Origin of the sequence: Streptomyces longisporoflavus, assembly GCF_014649775.1 — a bacterium.
Classification (GTDB): Bacteria; Actinomycetota; Actinomycetes; order Streptomycetales; family Streptomycetaceae; genus Streptomyces; species Streptomyces longisporoflavus.
This window is the reverse complement of record NZ_BMTR01000006.1, coordinates 258,045-273,837: the sequence shown is the minus strand read 5'-3', so window position 1 is coordinate 273,837 and position 15,793 is coordinate 258,045. Positions and strand designations below refer to the sequence as shown.

Below are 15,793 nucleotides of genomic sequence, written 5' to 3'. Positions count from 1 at the left end.
CGACAGCCGGAGACGAGGGCCCACAACGCCCCGCACGGCCTACGTCAGATCGAACTCCCCCGACCGCGCACCGTGCACGAACGCTCCCCACTCCGCCGGAGTGAAGATGAGGGACGGGCTCTCGGGCCGGCCGCCGTTGCGCATCGCGATGAAACCTTCGACAAAGGCGATCTCCACGTCACCCCGCCCCTCGCTGCCCGATTGCCAGTCCGCTGTGCTGAGGTCGAGCTCCGGCTTGTCCCAGCCCGCGAGCGGGCCCTGCTGACCTGCGAGCGGATGCTGCTGAATGGTGCCTTCGGCCACGTCCGTGCTCCTCCCGATGCGTCGTCCGCCCGCCAGCCTAGCTTTCGGTTCCGGTGCCGGACAGGCCGCGGAGCGAGGATGGCCGCCCGCCCGGCCCGCCGCTCCCGTCACGTGGTGGGCGGCTCCGCTCCGACCAGCCACATGGAGAAGAACTGCGAGCCCCCTCCGTACGCATGTCCGAGTGCTCTGCGGGCCCCGTCGATCTGGTGCTCGCCCGCCTGGCCGCGCACCTGAAGTGCCGCTTCGGCGAAGCGGATCATGCCCGATGCGCCGATGGGATTGGTGGACAGGACGCCGCCCGACATGTTGACGGGCAGATCGCCGTCCAGCTCGGTGACGCCCGACTCGGTCAGCTTCCAGCCCTCGCCCTCCGCGGCGAAACCGAGGTTCTCCAGCCACATCGGCTCGTACCAGGAGAACGGCACGTACATCTCGACGGCGTCGATGTCGCGCCGCGGGTCGGTGATGCCCGCCTGCCGGTAGACGTCGGCCGCGCAGTCCTTGCCCGCCTGCGGGGACACGAAGTCCTTGCCCGCGAAGAGGGTGGGTTCGCTGCGCATCGCGCCGCCGTGCATCCAGGCCGGCGGCCGGGGCGAACGGCGCGCGCCCGCGCGGTCGGTGAGAACCATCGCGCAGGCCCCGTCGGAGGACGGGCACGTCTCGGAGTAGCGGATCGGGTCCCAGAGCATCGGCGACGCCTGGACCTTCTCCAGCGTGATGTCCTGTTCGTGCAGGTGGGCGTAGGGGTTCTTCAACGCGTTGCGGCGGTCCTTGTACGCGACGAGCGAGCCGACCGTGTCGGGAGCGCCGGTGCGCCGCATGTACGCGCGCACGTGCGGGGCGAAGAAGCCGCCCGCGCCCGCGAGGAGCGGCTGCTGGAAGGGGATGGGCAGCGAGAGCCCCCACATCGCGTTGGATTCCGACTGCTTTTCGAAGGCGAGGGTCAGTACGGTGCCGTGGACGCGGCCCGCGACCAGGTTCGCGGCGACCAGGGCGGTGGAGCCGCCGACGGAGCCCGCCGTGTGCACGCGCAGCATGGGTTTGCCCACCGCGCCGAGCGCGTCGGCGAGGTACAGCTCGGGCATCATGACGCCCTCGAAGAAGTCCGGCGCCTTGCCGATGACCACGGCGTCGACGTCCGCCCACCTCAACTCGGCGTCCTCCAGAGCCCTTTGGGCGGCTTCACGGACGAGGCCCGCGATCGAGACGTCCCGCCGGGCGGCGACGTGCCTGGTCTGGCCGATCCCGACGACGGCCACGGGCTCCTTGCCCGTCCCGCTCCTCACCCCACTCATCACGCATCTCCTTCGAGGACGGCGATCAGGTTCTGCTGCAGGCAGGGGCCGGACGTGGCGTGTGCGAGTGCCCGGTCCGACTCGCCCCGGTGGATGCGTGCGGCGGCCTCGCCTAGCCGGATCAGACCGGCGGCCATGACGGGGTTGGCGGCGAGCGCGCCCCCGGACGGGTTCACCACGACGTCGGCGCCCAGCTTCAGCGCCTTGCGCAGGACGACCTCCTGGGAGGTGAACGGCGCGTGCAGCTCCGCGGTGTCCACGGGCCGTTCGAAGGCACCGGCCCGCTGGGCGGCAAGACGGCTGGAGGGCGAGTCGGTGAGGTCGCGCACGCCGAGTCCGTGCGCCTCGATGCGGTGATCGATCCCGCGGATCCACGCGGGCCGCTCGCACAGTTCACGGGCCCGCTCCCCCGCCGCGAGGATCACGGCGGCGGCCCCGTCGCCGACGGGCGGGCAGTCGCCGGTGCGCAGCGGACGTACGACGTAAACCCCTTGCGCCACCGAACCGCTCAGCTGTGCATGGGAGTTGGCGGAGGCGTCCTGACGGCTGCGTGCGGCCACCCCGGCGAGCGCGGGCTCGTCGGCGTCCCCCGCGTCGATCAGGGCCTGCGCCTGGAGGGCCGCGAGGGCCACCGAGTCCGGCCACAGGGGCGCCACGTAGTACGGGTCGAGCTGCCGGGTCAGCACGTCGCGCACCGAGCCGGGCGATGACTTGCCGTAGGAGTACACGAGCGCGGTGTCGGCGTCGCCGGTGAGCAGCTTGGTCCATGCCTCGTACAGTGCCCACGCCCCGTCCATCTCGACGTGCGACTCGGAGATCGGCGGCCAGGCGCCCACCCCGTCGAGCGCCATCGTGAAGGAGAAGGCGCGGCCCGCGAGATAGTCCGACGAGCCCGAGCAGGTGAACCCGATGTCGCTGGTCTTCAGGCCGGTGGCGGCGAGGACCTGGTGCAGGACCGGCATGAGCATCTCCACCTCGGAGAGCTCGTCGGTGGAGCGCCGGTGATCGGTCTGCCCGAAGGCCACGACGGCGATGTCCCGGACGGGACGCATCACCGACGGCTTGGCGGACGGCATCTACACCAGCTCCTTGTACGTGTCGTAGTCGGCGTCAGGCTCGCCCGTGGGCCGGTAGTGATCGGGGAAGCGGGCGCCCTCGGTCCACACCGGCTCGACGCGCAACCCCATCCGCACCTGGTCGTAGGGGATGCCCGCGATACGGGCGTGCAGGGCGAGATCGGCACCGTCCAGAGCGATGTGCGCGTAGACGTAGGGCACTTCGATGTCGAGATTCTTCGCCTTGATGTTGACGATGCAGTACGTGGTGACGGTGCCGCGCGGCCCGACCTCGACCCGCTCGGCCGTGGCGACGCCGCAGGTGGGGCAGGCGCCGCGGGGCGGCACGTAGACCTTGCGGCAGGAGGGGCAGCGCTCGCCGACGGTCTTCTGCTCGGAGAGTGCCTTGATGTAGGCGGTCTGGGCGCGGCCGGGCGCGTACGTGTAGTCGAGACGCGCGAGGGCGACGATGCCGGTGACGGGGTCGCCGAACTCCCCGCTGTGCGGCCGGGCGCCGCCTCCCGCCGGGCCGTCGTCCGCCTCGAAGCAGGCGATGTCGGTGATGGCGCCGATGCGTTCGGCCGCCCAGCGGATGCGGACCCGCATGCCGGTCCTGACCGCGTCGGGGCCCGGCACGTCCAGGGCGTGCAGCAGGGAGGTGTCGGCGCCGTCGAGCTTCACGAGGACCCAGGCGAAGGGGGTGTCCAGGGGCTGTCCCCTGCGGGGTTCGTGGTTCCAGGCCCAGGTGGTGACGGTGCCGGCGGCGCCGACCTCGACCAGGTCACGTATCTCTTCGGCGGACACGGGGTCGTACTCGACGGGCGGTACGAGCGTCCTGCCGTCCTCGGTCTTCACGCCGAGCACGGTCCGCTCGCGCAGCCCGGTCAGAAACGCACTCTGCACGGGCCCGAGGGACCGGGTGAAGGGAAACTCAAGGACGAGAGGCGCACGCAGCACTTCGGGTGAGGGAGCGGATGCCATGAGCAGAACTCCGTTTCTGGGCGACGACGGGAGGGGGGAGCGCCCCGCAAGGGGCGCGGGGCTGCATCGATTTGCGGCTCCGCCGCGTGGGCGCGACCAGCCACAACGGCGACGCAGCCGAAATGCGACCTAGGCCCGCCGAAACACGGGGTCCCGCTTCTCCGCAAAGGCTCTGGAGCCCTCTTTCGCGTCGGCGGTGTCAAAGACCGGCCACCCCCGCTTCAGCTCCGCGGCGAGACCGTCCGTCTCGGACATCTCCGCGGCCTCGTACACGGACGCCTTGACCGCCTCCACGGCGAGCGGCCCGCACGCGTTGACCTGCTCGGCGATGGCGAGGGCCTTGTCCAGGGCGGTGCCGTCCGGGACGACATGACCGACCAGGCCGATCGACGCGGCCTCGGCCGCCGAGTAGGGCCGCCCGGTGAGCAGCATCTCCAGGGCGTGCGTACGGGGAATCTGGCGCGGGAGGCGCACGGTCGACCCGCCGATCGGGAACAAACCGCGCTTGACCTCGAAGAGGCCGAACGTCGCGGACTCGCCCGCGACGCGGATGTCCGTGCCCTGGAGGATCTCGGTACCGCCGGCGACGCAGTACCCCTCGACCGCGGCGATGACGGGTTTGCGCGGGCGGTGGTGGCGCAGCATCGCCTTCCAGTGCAGATCGGGGTCGGCCTTCATCCGGTCCCGGTACTGCTCGCCGTCCATCCCCTTGCCCGCGAGGGCCTTGAGGTCCATGCCCGCGCAGAACGCGCCGCCCGCGCCGGTGAGCACGACGGAGCGGATCGCGTCGTCCTCGTCCGCGGCCAGCCATCCGTCGTAGAGGCCCACCAGCATCGGCAGCGAGAGCGCGTTCTTCGCCTCCGGCCGGTTGAGCGTGAGTATCAGTGTGGCGCCTGCGCGCCGCACAGCGAGATGTTCCGTCCCACCCATGGCCGAGCTCCTTCTTGCCGTCGGCTTCGGACCTGGAACAGGTTGCAGTAGGCGGGGAGTCAGTTCAAGAGTTTTCTGACAGGCAGTCAGATTTCTTCCACGAGGACCCTTCCCACTTATGGGTGCCTCTGCTCTGATGACCGCCACAGGACATGACGCCGGGGTCAGGAGGAGCGGTGGAGTACAACCTTGCCGACCTGTTCGAGTCGGTCGTCGACGTGGTTCCCGACCGCGAGGCGCTCGTGTACATCGATCACCCCGGCACCGGGGCGGAACGCAGGCTGACGTACGCCGAGCTCGACCGGGCCGCCAACCGCCTCGCGCACCACCTGATCGACAGCGGGCTCGAGCCCGGCGAACATCTGGGGCTGCACCTCTACAACGGCGTCGAGTATCTCCAGGCGGTGCTGGCCTGCCTCAAGGCACGGCTCGTACCCGTGAACGTCAACTACCGCTACGTAGAGGAGGAGTTGGTCTACCTCTACCGTGACGCGGACCTCGCCGCGCTCGTCTTCGACGCGGAGTTCACCGAGCGGGTCGCGGCGGCGCTGCCGCGCACGGAGAAGCTGCGGCACCTGGTGCGGGTGGGGACCCCGCCGGCCGGCGCGCCCGCGCTCGACGCGGTGGCCTTCGCCGACGCGGAGGCGGCCGGCTCGCCGGAGCGCGGATTCGGGGCCCGCTCGGCCGACGACCTGTTCATCATCTACACCGGCGGCACCACCGGCATGCCCAAGGGCGTCATGTGGCGCCAGGAGGACCTGTTCTTCGCCGGTCTCTTCGGCGGCGAGCCCGCGGGCGAGCCGGTGAAGCGGCCCGAGGAACTCGCGGAGCGCGTCGCGGCGGGCGGCCCCGGCATCACGTTCTTCCCCGCTCCCCCGCTGATGCACGGCACCTCGACGCTGACCTCGTTCATCGCCTTCAACTACGGCCAGCGGGTGGCCATTCACCGCAAGTACGTCCCCGAAGAGGTGCTCCGCACCATCGAGCGGGAGAAGGTCTCCAGCGTGTCCCTCGTCGGCGACGCCATGCTCAGGCCGCTCATCGACGCCCTGCGCGGCCCGCTCAAGGGCACCGACCTGTCCTCGCTCTTCAGCGTCTCGTCCTCCGGGGCGATCATGTCGGAGACGGTGCGCGCGCAGTTCCAGGAGCTCGCGCCCGATGTCCTGCTCCTGAACAACTTCGGCTCCTCCGAGTCCGGCTCCAACGGCAAGGCGACGGACGACTCCGGCCCGGAGAAGGGCTTCCGCCTGGAGGTCAACGAGCGTACGCAGGTGGTGGATCCGGTCACGCACGAGCCGGTGGCGGTGGGCGAGCCGGGCCGCCTGGCCCAGCGCGGCCATGTGCCGCTCGGCTACTACAACGACCCGGCGAAGACCGCCGAGACGTTCTTCCGGAAGGGCGAGGAGCGCTGGGTGCTGCTCGGCGACATGGCCACCGTCGACGAGGACGGCATCGTCACTGTCCTCGGCCGGGGTTCGCAGTGCATCAACACCGGCGGCGAGAAGGTGTATCCCGAGGAGGTGGAGCAGGCGCTGAAGTCACATCCGGACGTGTACGACGCGCTGGTCACCGGAGTTCCCGACGAACGCTGGGGCAACCGGGTCGCCGCGGTCGTCCAACTCCGTGACGGCGCAGGCCCGTTGGACCTCGAAGCCATCCAGGCCCACTGCCGCACCCACCTCGCCGGCTACAAGATCCCCCGCGCCGCGGTCTTCACCTCCCGGATCCAGCGCTCCCCGAGCGGCAAGGCGGACTACAGGTGGGCGAAGGCTGTGGCTGCGGGGTAATCGGGCGGGTGGGCGGGAAAGATCCGCCGCGAAGCGGCGGGCCAGGAGGGCTCAGCCCGCACAGACGGACCGGAGCGCCCGCTCCAGGGCCACCGTGTGCAGCGGGTCAAGCTGCCGCTCATGCCGTACATGCAGGGCGCCGAGGGTCACCAGCCCTCGGCAAGACACCGCGGCGCGAGCCGACGGAGAGTCGGCGATGCCCCGCACCAACTCCCCGTTCACCCGGTTGATCTCCGCACGGACCTCAGCGAGATCAGGCCGCTCCTCCGGCGTCGGCGCCTGCGAAGGGTCCGCGTCCCACCGCCGGTGCAGCGCACGCTGCACCACCTTGTTGGCCTCGATCTGGTCCCGGAAGATCCGCACGGTCGCCGCCGGGTCGGCGCCGAGCTCCCGCGCCTGCCGCGCGACGTCGTCGAGGACCTGCTGCTCACGGGCGGGGTCGTCGATGGGGCTGCCCGTGCCGTACTTCGCGGCGGCGACGAGATCGGCGGTGGCCAGGCGCCGAGCGGCGAGATCGGCCAGCGTATGGAGCCGGGCGTACGACCCGGCAGGCGCGACCGGAGCGGCAGCGGACCGCTGCGCCGGGGCCGGTGCCGCGACGGCAACGGCACCCCCGCTCCCGGCCAGCAGAGCCGCACACACGGCCCCGGCAGTGAACAGACGCCCCGCGGACGAACTGAGACGCACGATGACTCCTCCGGTAGCCCTAGTCCTGATCCTGCGCGAGGAATCCTGCCACCCGCCGCGCGAACCACTCCGGGTCGTCCAGCCACGGGAAATGCCCCGCGCCCGGCTGCACTTGCCGTACGCCACCCGGGAAGAACCCGGCGAACTCCTGCGCGTGCGCGGGGTTCGGGACACCGTCGTACTCCCCCGCGAGGACGAGCACCGGCGCCGTGAGGCCGGTCAGGGCGGCGCGCGTGGCGGGCGGGTCGAAGGCGCCCTCGCCGTAGAAGACGGCGGCCGCCTCGGCGTTCTTCTCCCGGGCGCTCGCCGCTTGGTGCGCCTGCGCCGCCGCGTCCCAGCGCCCGTAGCCCAGGGGCGCGAGGGCGTCCCACACCTCGGCGGGGCTGCGGCCGGCCTCGATCTCCCGCAGCGCGGCCTCCGCGGCCGGGTACCAGGGCTCGCCCCGGTGCACCAGGGCGGCGTCACGGTGGTCGCGGGCGCCCGGGGTGAGGCCGAGCGACTGCGTGGCCGGAGTGATCAGGACGAGGCGGCGGACGCGCTTCGGGTGACGTGCCGCGTACAGCGTGGCGATGTTGCCCGCCGCCGAATGACCGAGCAGGTCGATCCCGTCGAGCCCCAGGTGCTCGCGCAGCGCCTCGACGTCGTCCATGTGCCGGTCGCAGCGGTACGTCGCCGGGTCGGCCGGCGGCGCGGAGTCGCCCGTGCCGCGCAGGTCGAGCATGATCAGCCGGCGGTGCGCCGTCAGGCCGCCGAGATCCCCGAGGTAGGCGGAGGCCCGCATGGGGCCGCCCGGCACGCAGAGCAGCGGCTCGCCCTCTCCCTTCTCGTGGTAGGCCAGCTCGGTCCCGTCGTATGCGCTGAAGGTCGGCATGGGGGTGATCATCACATCTCGCGCCACACCCGGACAACGTCGCTCGGCCGCAGCGCCGCAGCTCAAGGCGGTGCTGCGCGATCTCTTGACGACCGACCCCGGGGCTGGATTACTGACCTCGACAGAAGATCGACGACCGAATGATCGGTCGCCCGTTTGGGACGGGAGAAACCGCACATGACGCCCATGCTGGACGCGGCGGAGCGCCTGGGGCGCGAAGAGCTCGAGGCACTGCAACTGGAGCGCCTCCAGGACACGTTGCTGCACGCGTACGAGAACGTGCCCTTCTACCGGTCGGCGTTCGACAAGGCGGGCCTGCGTCCCGACGACTGCCGCGCGCTCGGCGACCTGGCCCGTTTCCCGTTCACGGCCAAGACCGATCTGCGGGACAACTACCCCTTCGGGATGTTCGCGGTCGAGCAGTCCGAGGTGCGGCGCCTGCACGCGTCCAGCGGCACCACGGGGCTTCCCACGGTCGTCGGCTACACCGAGCAGGACCTGTCGATGTGGGCGGACGTCGTCGCCCGCTCGATCCGCGCCGCCGGCGGCCGTCCCGGCCACAAGGTCCATGTGGCGTACGGCTACGGCCTGTTCACCGGCGGCCTCGGCGCGCACTACGGCGCCGAGCGGCTCGGCTGTACGGTGATTCCCGCGTCCGGCGGCATGACGGCGCGCCAGGTCCAGCTGATCCAGGACTTCCGCCCCGAGATCATCATGGTGACCCCGTCGTACATGCTGACGCTCCTGGAGGAGTTCGAGCGCCAGGGAATCGACCCGCGCACGACATCCCTCAAGGTCGGCATCTTCGGCGCCGAGCCGTGGACGGAGGAGATGCGCCGCGAGATCGAGGAGCGGTTCGCGATCGACGCGGTCGACATATACGGGCTCTCCGAGGTCATCGGCCCCGGAGTCGCCCAGGAGTGCGTGGAGACCAAGGACGGCCTGCACATCTGGGAAGACCACTTCTATCCCGAGGTGGTGGACCCGATCACCGGCGAGGTGCTGCCCGACGGCGAGCGGGGCGAGCTGGTCTTCACGTCCCTCACCAAGGAGGCCATGCCGGTCATCCGCTACCGCACCCGCGACCTGACCCGCCTCCTGCCCGGCACCGCGCGGGCGGCCTTCCGCCGGATGGAGAAGATCACGGGCCGCTCGGACGACATGGTGATCCTGCGCGGCGTGAACCTCTTTCCCACGCAGGTCGAGGAGATCGTCCTGCGGACACCGGGTGTCGCCCCGTACTTCCAGCTGCGCCTGACCCGTGAGGGCCGCATGGACGCGCTGACGGTCCGGGCCGAGGCCCGCGCGGACACGACTCCCGGACGGCGCGAGGCGGCGGCACGGGAGATCGCGAGGGCGGTGAAGGACGGGATCGGCGTCTCGGTGGCGGTCGAGATCGTCGATCCGGAGACGATCGAGCGGTCGGTGGGCAAGTTCAGGCGGCTCGTGGATCTGCGCGACAAGCAGCCGTGAGCCGATAGGGCTCACGAATCGCTGAAGCGGTCCCGCAGCTCGCGCTTGAGGATCTTCCCGCTCGCGTTGCGCGGCAGCTCGTTCACGAACAGGACCCGCTTGGGGGCCTTGAAGTGGGCGAGCTTCTCGCGTGCGTGCTCGATGAGTTCGGCCTCGGTGACGGCTCCGTCGCGTACGACGACCGCGGTGACCGCCTCGATCCAGCGCTCGTCAGGGAGGCCGATCACCGCTGCCTCCGCGACCCGGTCGTGGGTGTAGAGCGCGTCCTCGACCTGGCGCGAGGCGACGAGGACTCCGCCGGAGTTGATGACGTCCTTCACCCGGTCGACGATCGTGAAGTAGCCGTCCTCGTCCCGCACGGCGAGGTCCCCGGAGTGGAACCATCCGTCGCGGAACGCCTCCTTGGTCTCCTCGGGCTTGTCCCAGTAGCCCTCGCACAACTGCGGTGAGTGGTAGACGACTTCGCCGGGTGTGCCGTCCGGCACCTCCCGGCCGCGCTCGTCGACGACCCGCGCCTCGACGAAGAGGACGGGCCGTCCGCAGGAGTCCATCCGGCCCTCGTGCTCGTCGGGCCCGAGGACCGTGGCGAGGGGGCCGATCTCGCTCTGCCCGAAGCAGTTGTAGAAGCCGAGCGACGGCAGCCGTTCGCGCAGCCGCTCCAGGACCGGGACGGGCATGATCGACGCGCCGTAGTAGGCCTTGCGCAGCCCGCTGAGGTCGCGGGTGGCGAAACCGGGGTGGTTGGAGAGGCCGATCCACACGGTGGGCGGCGCGAAGAGGCTGTCGGCACGGCCCTCCTCCACGAGCTCGAAGATCCGCTCGGCGTCCGGGGCGTCGATGATCGTGTTCTCGGCGCCCACCGCGAGGTACGGCAGCAGGAAGACGTGCATCTGCGCGGAGTGGTAGAGCGGCAGCGAGTGGACGGGTTTGTCCGTCTCCTTGAGGTCGAGGGCGGTGATGGCGCTGACGTACTCGTGCACGAGCGCGCGGTGCGTCATCATCGCGCCCTTGGGGAGCGCGGTGGTGCCGGAGGTGTAGAGCAGCTGGGCGAGGTCGCCTTCCGCGGGCTCGTCGCCGTCGAGGGCCGGTGCCGCGGCGAGCCGCGCGAGCAGCGAGTCGTCCGAATCCCGCAGGACGAGCACGCGTACGTCACCGGGTACGCGCGCGGCGAGATCCGGGTCGGCGAGGACCAGGGAGCTGCCGGACTGACGCACGATGTACGCCAAATCGTCGCCGACGAGGTTCTGGTTGATCGGCACGTGGACGAGGCCGGCCCGCGAGCAGGCCAGGAAGCCGATCAGATAGGCGTCGGAGTTGTGCGCGTAGGCGCCGACCCGGTCGCCCGCGCCGAGGCCCGCGTCGCGCAGCACCCGGGCCGCGCGCGAGACGGCCGCGTCAAGCTCCGCGTAGGTCCAGGCCCGCCGGCCGTAGCGCAGTGCCACTCGCCCCGGCACGCGCCGGGCACTCCGGTGGAGGACATCGTCGACCGTATTGCTGCGCAGACCCGTCATGGCGTGATCCTGTGCCGCACGCGTCACGGCGGTCAAGGCTCCGGACGGGGCACGAAGCGGTCCGGTTCCGGCACTCGATCATTGACATACCGGTTGGTACGCTCAACCGCCCCTTCCCTCACCTCCGTTGGGAGGCTTTATGCGCAGCCGCACCAGACGCCTCACGGCCCTGGGCATCAGCCTGTTGACCGCCGGAGCCCTGCTGCCGTCATCGGCCGGCGCGGCACAGGACCCTGACGCCCGCCCCTCGGGCGGCGGTCTGTCCGCGACCGTCCGCTACACCCAGTACGGCATTCCGCACATTCTCGCGAAGGACTACGAGAACCTCGGTTTCGGCACCGGCTGGGCGCAGGCCGCCGACCAGGTGTGCACCCTCGCCGAGGGTTACGTGACCGTGCGCGGGGAGCGGTCACGCTACTTCGGCGCGGACGGCAAGCCCGACGGCTCGCTGTCCTCGGCGTCCACCAACCTCTCCAGCGACCTCTATTTCGGCGGCGTCCGCGACACCCGCACAGTGGAGAAGCTCCTGGAGCAGCCCGCGCCTGCGGGGCCGAGCGCCACGTCGAAGAAGCTGATGCGCGGCTTCGCCGCCGGCTACAACGCCTGGCTGAAGCAGAACCGCGTCACCGACCCGGCCTGCAAGGGCGCCGAGTGGCTGCGCCCGATCTCCTCCCTGGACGTGGCGCGGCAGGGCTTCGCCGTCCAGGTCCTCGGCGGGCAGGGGCGCGGCATCGACGGCATCACCGCCGCGCAGCCGCCGGGCCCGTCGGCGCCGGACCGTACGCCCGACCCGGAGCGCACCGCCGAGGAGGCTCGCAAGCTCTTCTCGGCCGATGAGGCCGTGATGGGTTCCAACGCGGTCGCGTTCAGCGGGAAGACCACCGCGAACGGCAAGGGCCTGCTGCTCGGCAATCCGCACTATCCCTGGCAGGGCGGCCGCCGCTTCTGGCAGTCGCAGCAGACCATCCCCGGCGAGCTGAACGTCTCGGGCGGATCGCTGCTCGGCACGAGCGTGGTCAACATAGGCTTCAACGGCGACGTGGCGTGGAGCCATACGGTCGCCACCGGCGTCACCCTCAACCTGCATCAACTCACCCTGGACCCGGCCGACCCGGCCGCCTATCTGGTGGACGGCAAGCGGGAGAAGATGACGAAGCGGACGGTCGAGGTGCCGGTCAAGGGCGGCGCTCCGGTGACCCGCACGCAGTGGTGGACCCGGTACGGCCCGGTCACCACCGGCCTCGGGGCGCAGCTGCCGCTGCCGTGGTCGGCGAAGACGGCGTACGCCCTGAACGACCCCAACGCCAGGAACATGCGGGGCAGCGACACCGACCTGGGCTTCGGCAAGGCCCGGTCCACCGACGGCATCCTCAAGGCGCTGCGCGACACCCAGGGCCTCCCCTGGGTCAACACCATCGCCGCCGACCGCGAGGGCCACTCGCTGCTCAGCCAGTCGCAGGTCCTTCCCCGCATCACCGACGACCTCGCCGGGCGCTGCTCCACCGACCTGGGCAAGGTCACGTATCCGGCATCGGGTGTGGCCGTGCTCGACGGATCGCGCGGCGACTGCGCGATCGGCTCGGACAAGGACGCCGTACAGCCCGGCGTCTTCGGCCCGTCGAAGATGCCCACCCTGAAGAACGCGCCGTACGCGGAGAACTCCAACGACAGCGCCTGGCTCACCAACGCCGACCAGCCGATCACGGGCTACGAGCGGGTCTTCGGAACGATCGGCACGCAGCGCTCCATGCGCACGCGCGGCGCGATCGAGGATGTCGCCGCGATGGCGAAGGAGGGCGGCCTGACGGTCAAGGACCTCCAGAAGCAGCAGTTCGCGAACCGGGCGCCTGCGGGTGATCTGGCCGCCGAGGACGCGGCGCGTGCGTGTGCGGCGCTCCCCGGCGGCAGCGCGACGGGCAGCGACGGCAAGAGCGTCGACGTACGCAAAGCCTGTGACGTCCTCGGGTCATGGGACCGCGAGATGAACACGGACAGCAGGGGCGCGCTGCTCTTCGACCGCTTCTGGCGCAAGCTGGTGGCCGCCGTGCCGAACGCCCGATTGTGGAAGGTGCCGTTCTCCGCCGCCGACCCGGTGCGCACCCCGAACACCCTCGATACGGGGGCGCCGGGCTTCGCGACGGCGCTCGCCGACACGGTGTCCGAGCTGGGCGGGGCGGGCATCGCGCTCGACGCGCCGCTGGGCAGAAACCAGTTCGTCGTACGCGGCTCGCAGCGGCTGCCGATACACGGCGGCACGGAGTCCGTCGGCGTGTGGAACAAGATCGAGCCGGTCTGGGACGCGAAGGGCGGCGGCTACACCGAGGTGGCGCACGGTTCCAGTCACATCCAGGCGGTCGGCTGGGACAAGAGCCGCTGCCCGCAGGCCCGCACGCTCCTGACCTACTCGCAGTCGTCGAACCCGAACTCGCCGCACTACAGCGACCAGACACGGCTGTACGCCGACGAGCGCTGGGTGACGTCGCGGTTCTGCGAGAAGGACATCATGCGCGATCCGAAGCTCAAGGTGGTCAAGGTGCGCGAACGCCGCTGAGGCCGCACGTCCTGCCCGCACCGAAGCCGGCCGGGAACGTCCTGAAAGGAGCCTCGCGCTCCCCGGGCGGACCCGGCCGGCTCCGTTAGAAAGGTGGGGACGTCTCTCAAAGGTGGGGACGTCTCTCAGGGGAGGATCCATGGTGAAGGCATCCGCGTTCCTGGACCGCAAGCTGTCCCGGCGGTTCGCGACATACGACGACGACGGCGACGGGTTCATCGAGCGCGCGGACTTCGAGAGGTCCGTGGACCGGCTCGGCGAGGCTTTCGGCCACGGCCCCGACTCCAAGCCGCTTTCGCGGCTGCGGGAGCTGTCCCTCGGGCTGTGGGAGCACCTCGCGCTGGTCTCCGACCTGGACAAGGACAGCCGCATCAGCGAGGCGGAGTACAAGTCGGCGTTCACGGCGGGGCTCCTGGAGACGCCCGAGTCCTTCGACGAGGGGTATGTGCCGTTCCTCGACGCGATCATGGACATCGCCGACGCGGACGGCGACGGCAAGCTGACCCGGGACGAGCAGGTGCGCTGGAGCGGGGCCCTGATGAACCTGCCGGAGGCGGACGCGCGCGAGGTTTTCGGACGCCTCGACACGGATGCGGACGGCGTGGTCGGGCGGGACGAGATCCTCGAATCCATCCGGGAGTTCTACTTCGACGACGACCCGCGTTCGGCCGGGTCCTGGCTCCTGGGCCCGCTCGACGCCTTCTGACGGGGACCCTTCCGCCGGCACTGTGCCGCGGTGCCGGCGGAGGGGGCGTGGTCAGAGCGCGCGCTGCCGTCCCTCCCAGTACGGCTCGCGCAGCCGTCGCTTGTACAGCTTGCCGTTCGGGTCGCGGGGCATGGCCTCGATGAAGTCGACGCTCTTCGGGCGTTTGTAGCCCGCCAGTTGGCGCTCGCAGTGATCGAGGATATCGGCGGCGAGCGCGGCGCCCGCCTCGTGGCCTTCCGCCGGCTCCACCACCGCCTTGACCTGCTCGCCCCATTCGTCGTGCGGGATGCCGAACGCGGCGGCGTCCGCCACGGCCGGGTGCGTGAGCAGCGCGGACTCGATCTCGGCGGGGTAGATGTTGACCCCGCCGGAGATGATCATGTCGATCTTGCGGTCGCGGAGGTAGAGGTAGCCGTCCTCGTCCAGGTAGCCGAGGTCGCCGACCGTGAAGAAGTCGCCGATGCGGTTCTTCTTCGTCTTGGACTCGTCCTTGTGGTACGAGAATCCGCCGGTGCTCATCTTCATGTAGACGGTGCCCAGTTCACCGGGCGGCAGCTTGTTGCCGTCGTCGTCGAAGACGGCGAGTTCGCTGATGGGCCAGGCCTTGCCGACGGTGCCGGGCCGTTTCAGCCAGTCCCGCGCGGTGGCGAAGGCGCCGCCGCCCTCGCTGGCCGCGTAGTACTCCTCGACGCACTCGCCCCACCACTCGATCATCGCCCGTTTGACGTGGTCGGGGCAGGGCGCGGCGCCGTGGATGGCGTGGCGCATCGAGGACACGTCGTACGCCGCCTTCGTCGCGTCCGGCAGGGCGAGGAGGCGGTGGAACTGGGTGGGCACCATGTGTGTGTGGGTGCACTTGTGGGTGTCGATGAGGCGGAGCATCTCCTCGGGCGTCCACTTGTCCATCAGGACCAGCGGGTGGCCGATGTGCAGGGCGGCGCCCGCGAATTGGAGGACCGCGGTGTGGTAGAGCGGCGAGCAGACGAGGTGCACGTTGTCGTCGAAGGGCTTGATGCCGAAGATGCCGAGGAAGCCGCCGAGGTAGGACTCCTCGGGGAGTTTGCCGGACAGGGGGCGCCGGATGCCGCGCGGGCGGCCCGTGGTGCCCGAGGTGTAGTTCATGACCCAGCCGAGCGTGCGGTCGTCCGGCACGGACTCCGGCTGCCCGGCCAGGAGTTCGGCGTAGGGGCGAAAGCCCGGCACGGCGCCCGCGGAGTAGCGGTGCGTGGCCGGGAGCTCCGCCTCGTCGGCGGCGTCGGTCGCGGCCTGCGCGAAGCGCTCGTGCGCGATGAGCACCTTGGCGCCCGAGTCGGCGACGATCCAGGCGATCTCGGGCCCGACCAGGTGGTGGTTGACCGGGACCAGGTAGAAACCGGCCTGGGAGGCCGCCAGGTACGCGGTGAGGAACTCGACGCCGTTGGGCAGCACGACGGCGAAGGCGTCGCCGCGCTCCAGGCCGGCGGCGCGCAGCCCGTGGACGAGCTGGTTGACGCAGGCGTGCAGGCGCCGTGCGGTCCACTCCTCGCCGTCGGGCGCGATCAGTACCGCACGGTCCGGGTCGGCCTCGGCCTGCGCCCAGAAGCCGTTGGGGGGCGTACTGCCCGGCATGCTGCTCATAAGGGCCTCTCTCCTCCGTCGTCTGG

13 protein-coding genes are annotated in these 15,793 nt (G+C 70.9%); 4 read left to right on the top strand and 9 right to left on the bottom strand.

Annotated elements, in window-relative coordinates; genetic code table 11:
- Positions 1–39: 39 nt before the first annotated feature.
- The 5 genes from IE226_RS14905 to IE226_RS14885 form a co-directional block, all read right to left on the bottom strand.
- Positions 40–303, bottom strand: a complete 264-nt coding sequence (locus IE226_RS14905; protein ID WP_229870952.1) for a DUF397 domain-containing protein — start codon at positions 301–303, stop codon at positions 40–42.
- Between the two features lie 107 nt (positions 304–410).
- Positions 411–1,598: a thiolase family protein gene (locus tag IE226_RS14900; RefSeq protein ID WP_190081675.1), complete on the bottom strand. Its 1,188-nt coding sequence runs from the start codon at positions 1,596–1,598 to the stop codon at positions 411–413.
- A complete protein-coding gene (locus tag IE226_RS14895) occupies positions 1,598–2,674 on the bottom strand; it encodes a thiolase family protein (RefSeq protein WP_229870939.1) in 1,077 nt (358 codons plus the stop codon). Before IE226_RS14895 ends, IE226_RS14900 begins: the two co-directional genes overlap by 1 nt.
- Positions 2,675–3,634: a Zn-ribbon domain-containing OB-fold protein gene (locus IE226_RS14890; protein WP_190081674.1), complete on the bottom strand. Its 960-nt coding sequence runs from the start codon at positions 3,632–3,634 to the stop codon at positions 2,675–2,677.
- 129 nt (positions 3,635–3,763) lie between these two features.
- Positions 3,764–4,564 carry a crotonase/enoyl-CoA hydratase family protein gene (locus IE226_RS14885; protein WP_190081673.1) on the bottom strand — a complete coding sequence of 267 codons (801 nt, stop codon included), beginning with the start codon at positions 4,562–4,564 and terminating at the stop codon, positions 3,764–3,766.
- A gap of 176 nt (positions 4,565–4,740) precedes the next feature.
- Here IE226_RS14885 and IE226_RS14880 point away from each other — a divergent pair, with 176 nt between their 5' ends.
- On the top strand, positions 4,741–6,351 hold the full coding sequence (locus IE226_RS14880) for an acyl-CoA synthetase (protein ID WP_190081672.1): 1,611 nt from the start codon (positions 4,741–4,743) through the stop codon (positions 6,349–6,351).
- Between the two features lie 51 nt (positions 6,352–6,402).
- On the opposite strand, the gene aroQ is transcribed toward IE226_RS14880, so the two are convergent.
- Together aroQ and IE226_RS14870 are read right to left on the bottom strand one after the other, a co-directional pair.
- Positions 6,403–7,038 (bottom strand): gamma subclass chorismate mutase AroQ, encoded by a 636-nt coding sequence (aroQ, locus tag IE226_RS14875; protein WP_190081671.1) that lies wholly within the window; start codon positions 7,036–7,038, stop codon positions 6,403–6,405.
- Between the two features lie 19 nt (positions 7,039–7,057).
- Positions 7,058–7,909 carry an alpha/beta fold hydrolase gene (locus tag IE226_RS14870; protein WP_190081670.1) on the bottom strand — a complete coding sequence of 284 codons (852 nt, stop codon included), beginning with the start codon at positions 7,907–7,909 and terminating at the stop codon, positions 7,058–7,060.
- A gap of 177 nt (positions 7,910–8,086) precedes the next feature.
- Here IE226_RS14870 and paaK point away from each other — a divergent pair, with 177 nt between their 5' ends.
- Positions 8,087–9,382, top strand: a complete 1,296-nt coding sequence (gene paaK, locus IE226_RS14865; protein ID WP_190081669.1) for a phenylacetate--CoA ligase PaaK — start codon at positions 8,087–8,089, stop codon at positions 9,380–9,382.
- A gap of 11 nt (positions 9,383–9,393) precedes the next feature.
- Here the strand turns inward: paaK and IE226_RS14860 are convergent, their stop codons facing one another.
- Positions 9,394–10,893: an acyl-CoA synthetase gene (locus IE226_RS14860; protein WP_190081668.1), complete on the bottom strand. Its 1,500-nt coding sequence runs from the start codon at positions 10,891–10,893 to the stop codon at positions 9,394–9,396.
- Positions 10,894–11,032: 139 nt separating this feature from the next.
- Here IE226_RS14860 and IE226_RS14855 point away from each other — a divergent pair, with 139 nt between their 5' ends.
- Together IE226_RS14855 and IE226_RS14850 are read left to right on the top strand one after the other, a co-directional pair.
- The gene (locus IE226_RS14855) at positions 11,033–13,444 is read left to right on the top strand and encodes a penicillin acylase family protein (RefSeq protein WP_190081667.1); all 2,412 of its coding nucleotides are present in this window, start codon (positions 11,033–11,035) and stop codon (positions 13,442–13,444) included.
- Between the two features lie 139 nt (positions 13,445–13,583).
- Complete coding sequence (locus tag IE226_RS14850; RefSeq protein WP_190081666.1) at positions 13,584–14,150, top strand: EF-hand domain-containing protein; 567 nt, start codon at positions 13,584–13,586, stop codon at positions 14,148–14,150.
- Between the two features lie 51 nt (positions 14,151–14,201).
- Here IE226_RS14850 and IE226_RS14845 read toward each other — a convergent pair whose 3' ends face one another.
- Positions 14,202–15,758 carry an acyl-CoA synthetase gene (locus IE226_RS14845; RefSeq protein WP_190081836.1) on the bottom strand — a complete coding sequence of 519 codons (1,557 nt, stop codon included), beginning with the start codon at positions 15,756–15,758 and terminating at the stop codon, positions 14,202–14,204.
- Between the last annotated feature and the right edge of the window lie 35 nt (positions 15,759–15,793).

Coding starts and splice junctions, on each gene's coding strand:
- IE226_RS14900 (WP_190081675.1), bottom strand. CDS start 1,598: ATGAGTGGGGTGAGGAGCGGGACGGGCAAGGAGCCCGTGGCCGTCGTC.
- IE226_RS14895 (WP_229870939.1), bottom strand. CDS start 2,674: ATGCCGTCCGCCAAGCCGTCGGTGATGCGTCCCGTCCGGGACATCGCC.
- IE226_RS14890 (WP_190081674.1), bottom strand. CDS start 3,634: ATGGCATCCGCTCCCTCACCCGAAGTGCTGCGTGCGCCTCTCGTCCTT.
- IE226_RS14885 (WP_190081673.1), bottom strand. CDS start 4,564: ATGGGTGGGACGGAACATCTCGCTGTGCGGCGCGCAGGCGCCACACTG.
- IE226_RS14870 (WP_190081670.1), bottom strand. CDS start 7,909: ATGCCGACCTTCAGCGCATACGACGGGACCGAGCTGGCCTACCACGAG.
- paaK (WP_190081669.1), top strand. CDS start 8,087: ATGACGCCCATGCTGGACGCGGCGGAGCGCCTGGGGCGCGAAGAGCTC.
- IE226_RS14860 (WP_190081668.1), bottom strand. CDS start 10,893: ATGACGGGTCTGCGCAGCAATACGGTCGACGATGTCCTCCACCGGAGT.
- IE226_RS14855 (WP_190081667.1), top strand. CDS start 11,033: ATGCGCAGCCGCACCAGACGCCTCACGGCCCTGGGCATCAGCCTGTTG.
- IE226_RS14850 (WP_190081666.1), top strand. CDS start 13,584: ATGGTGAAGGCATCCGCGTTCCTGGACCGCAAGCTGTCCCGGCGGTTC.
- IE226_RS14845 (WP_190081836.1), bottom strand. CDS start 15,758: ATGCCGGGCAGTACGCCCCCCAACGGCTTCTGGGCGCAGGCCGAGGCC.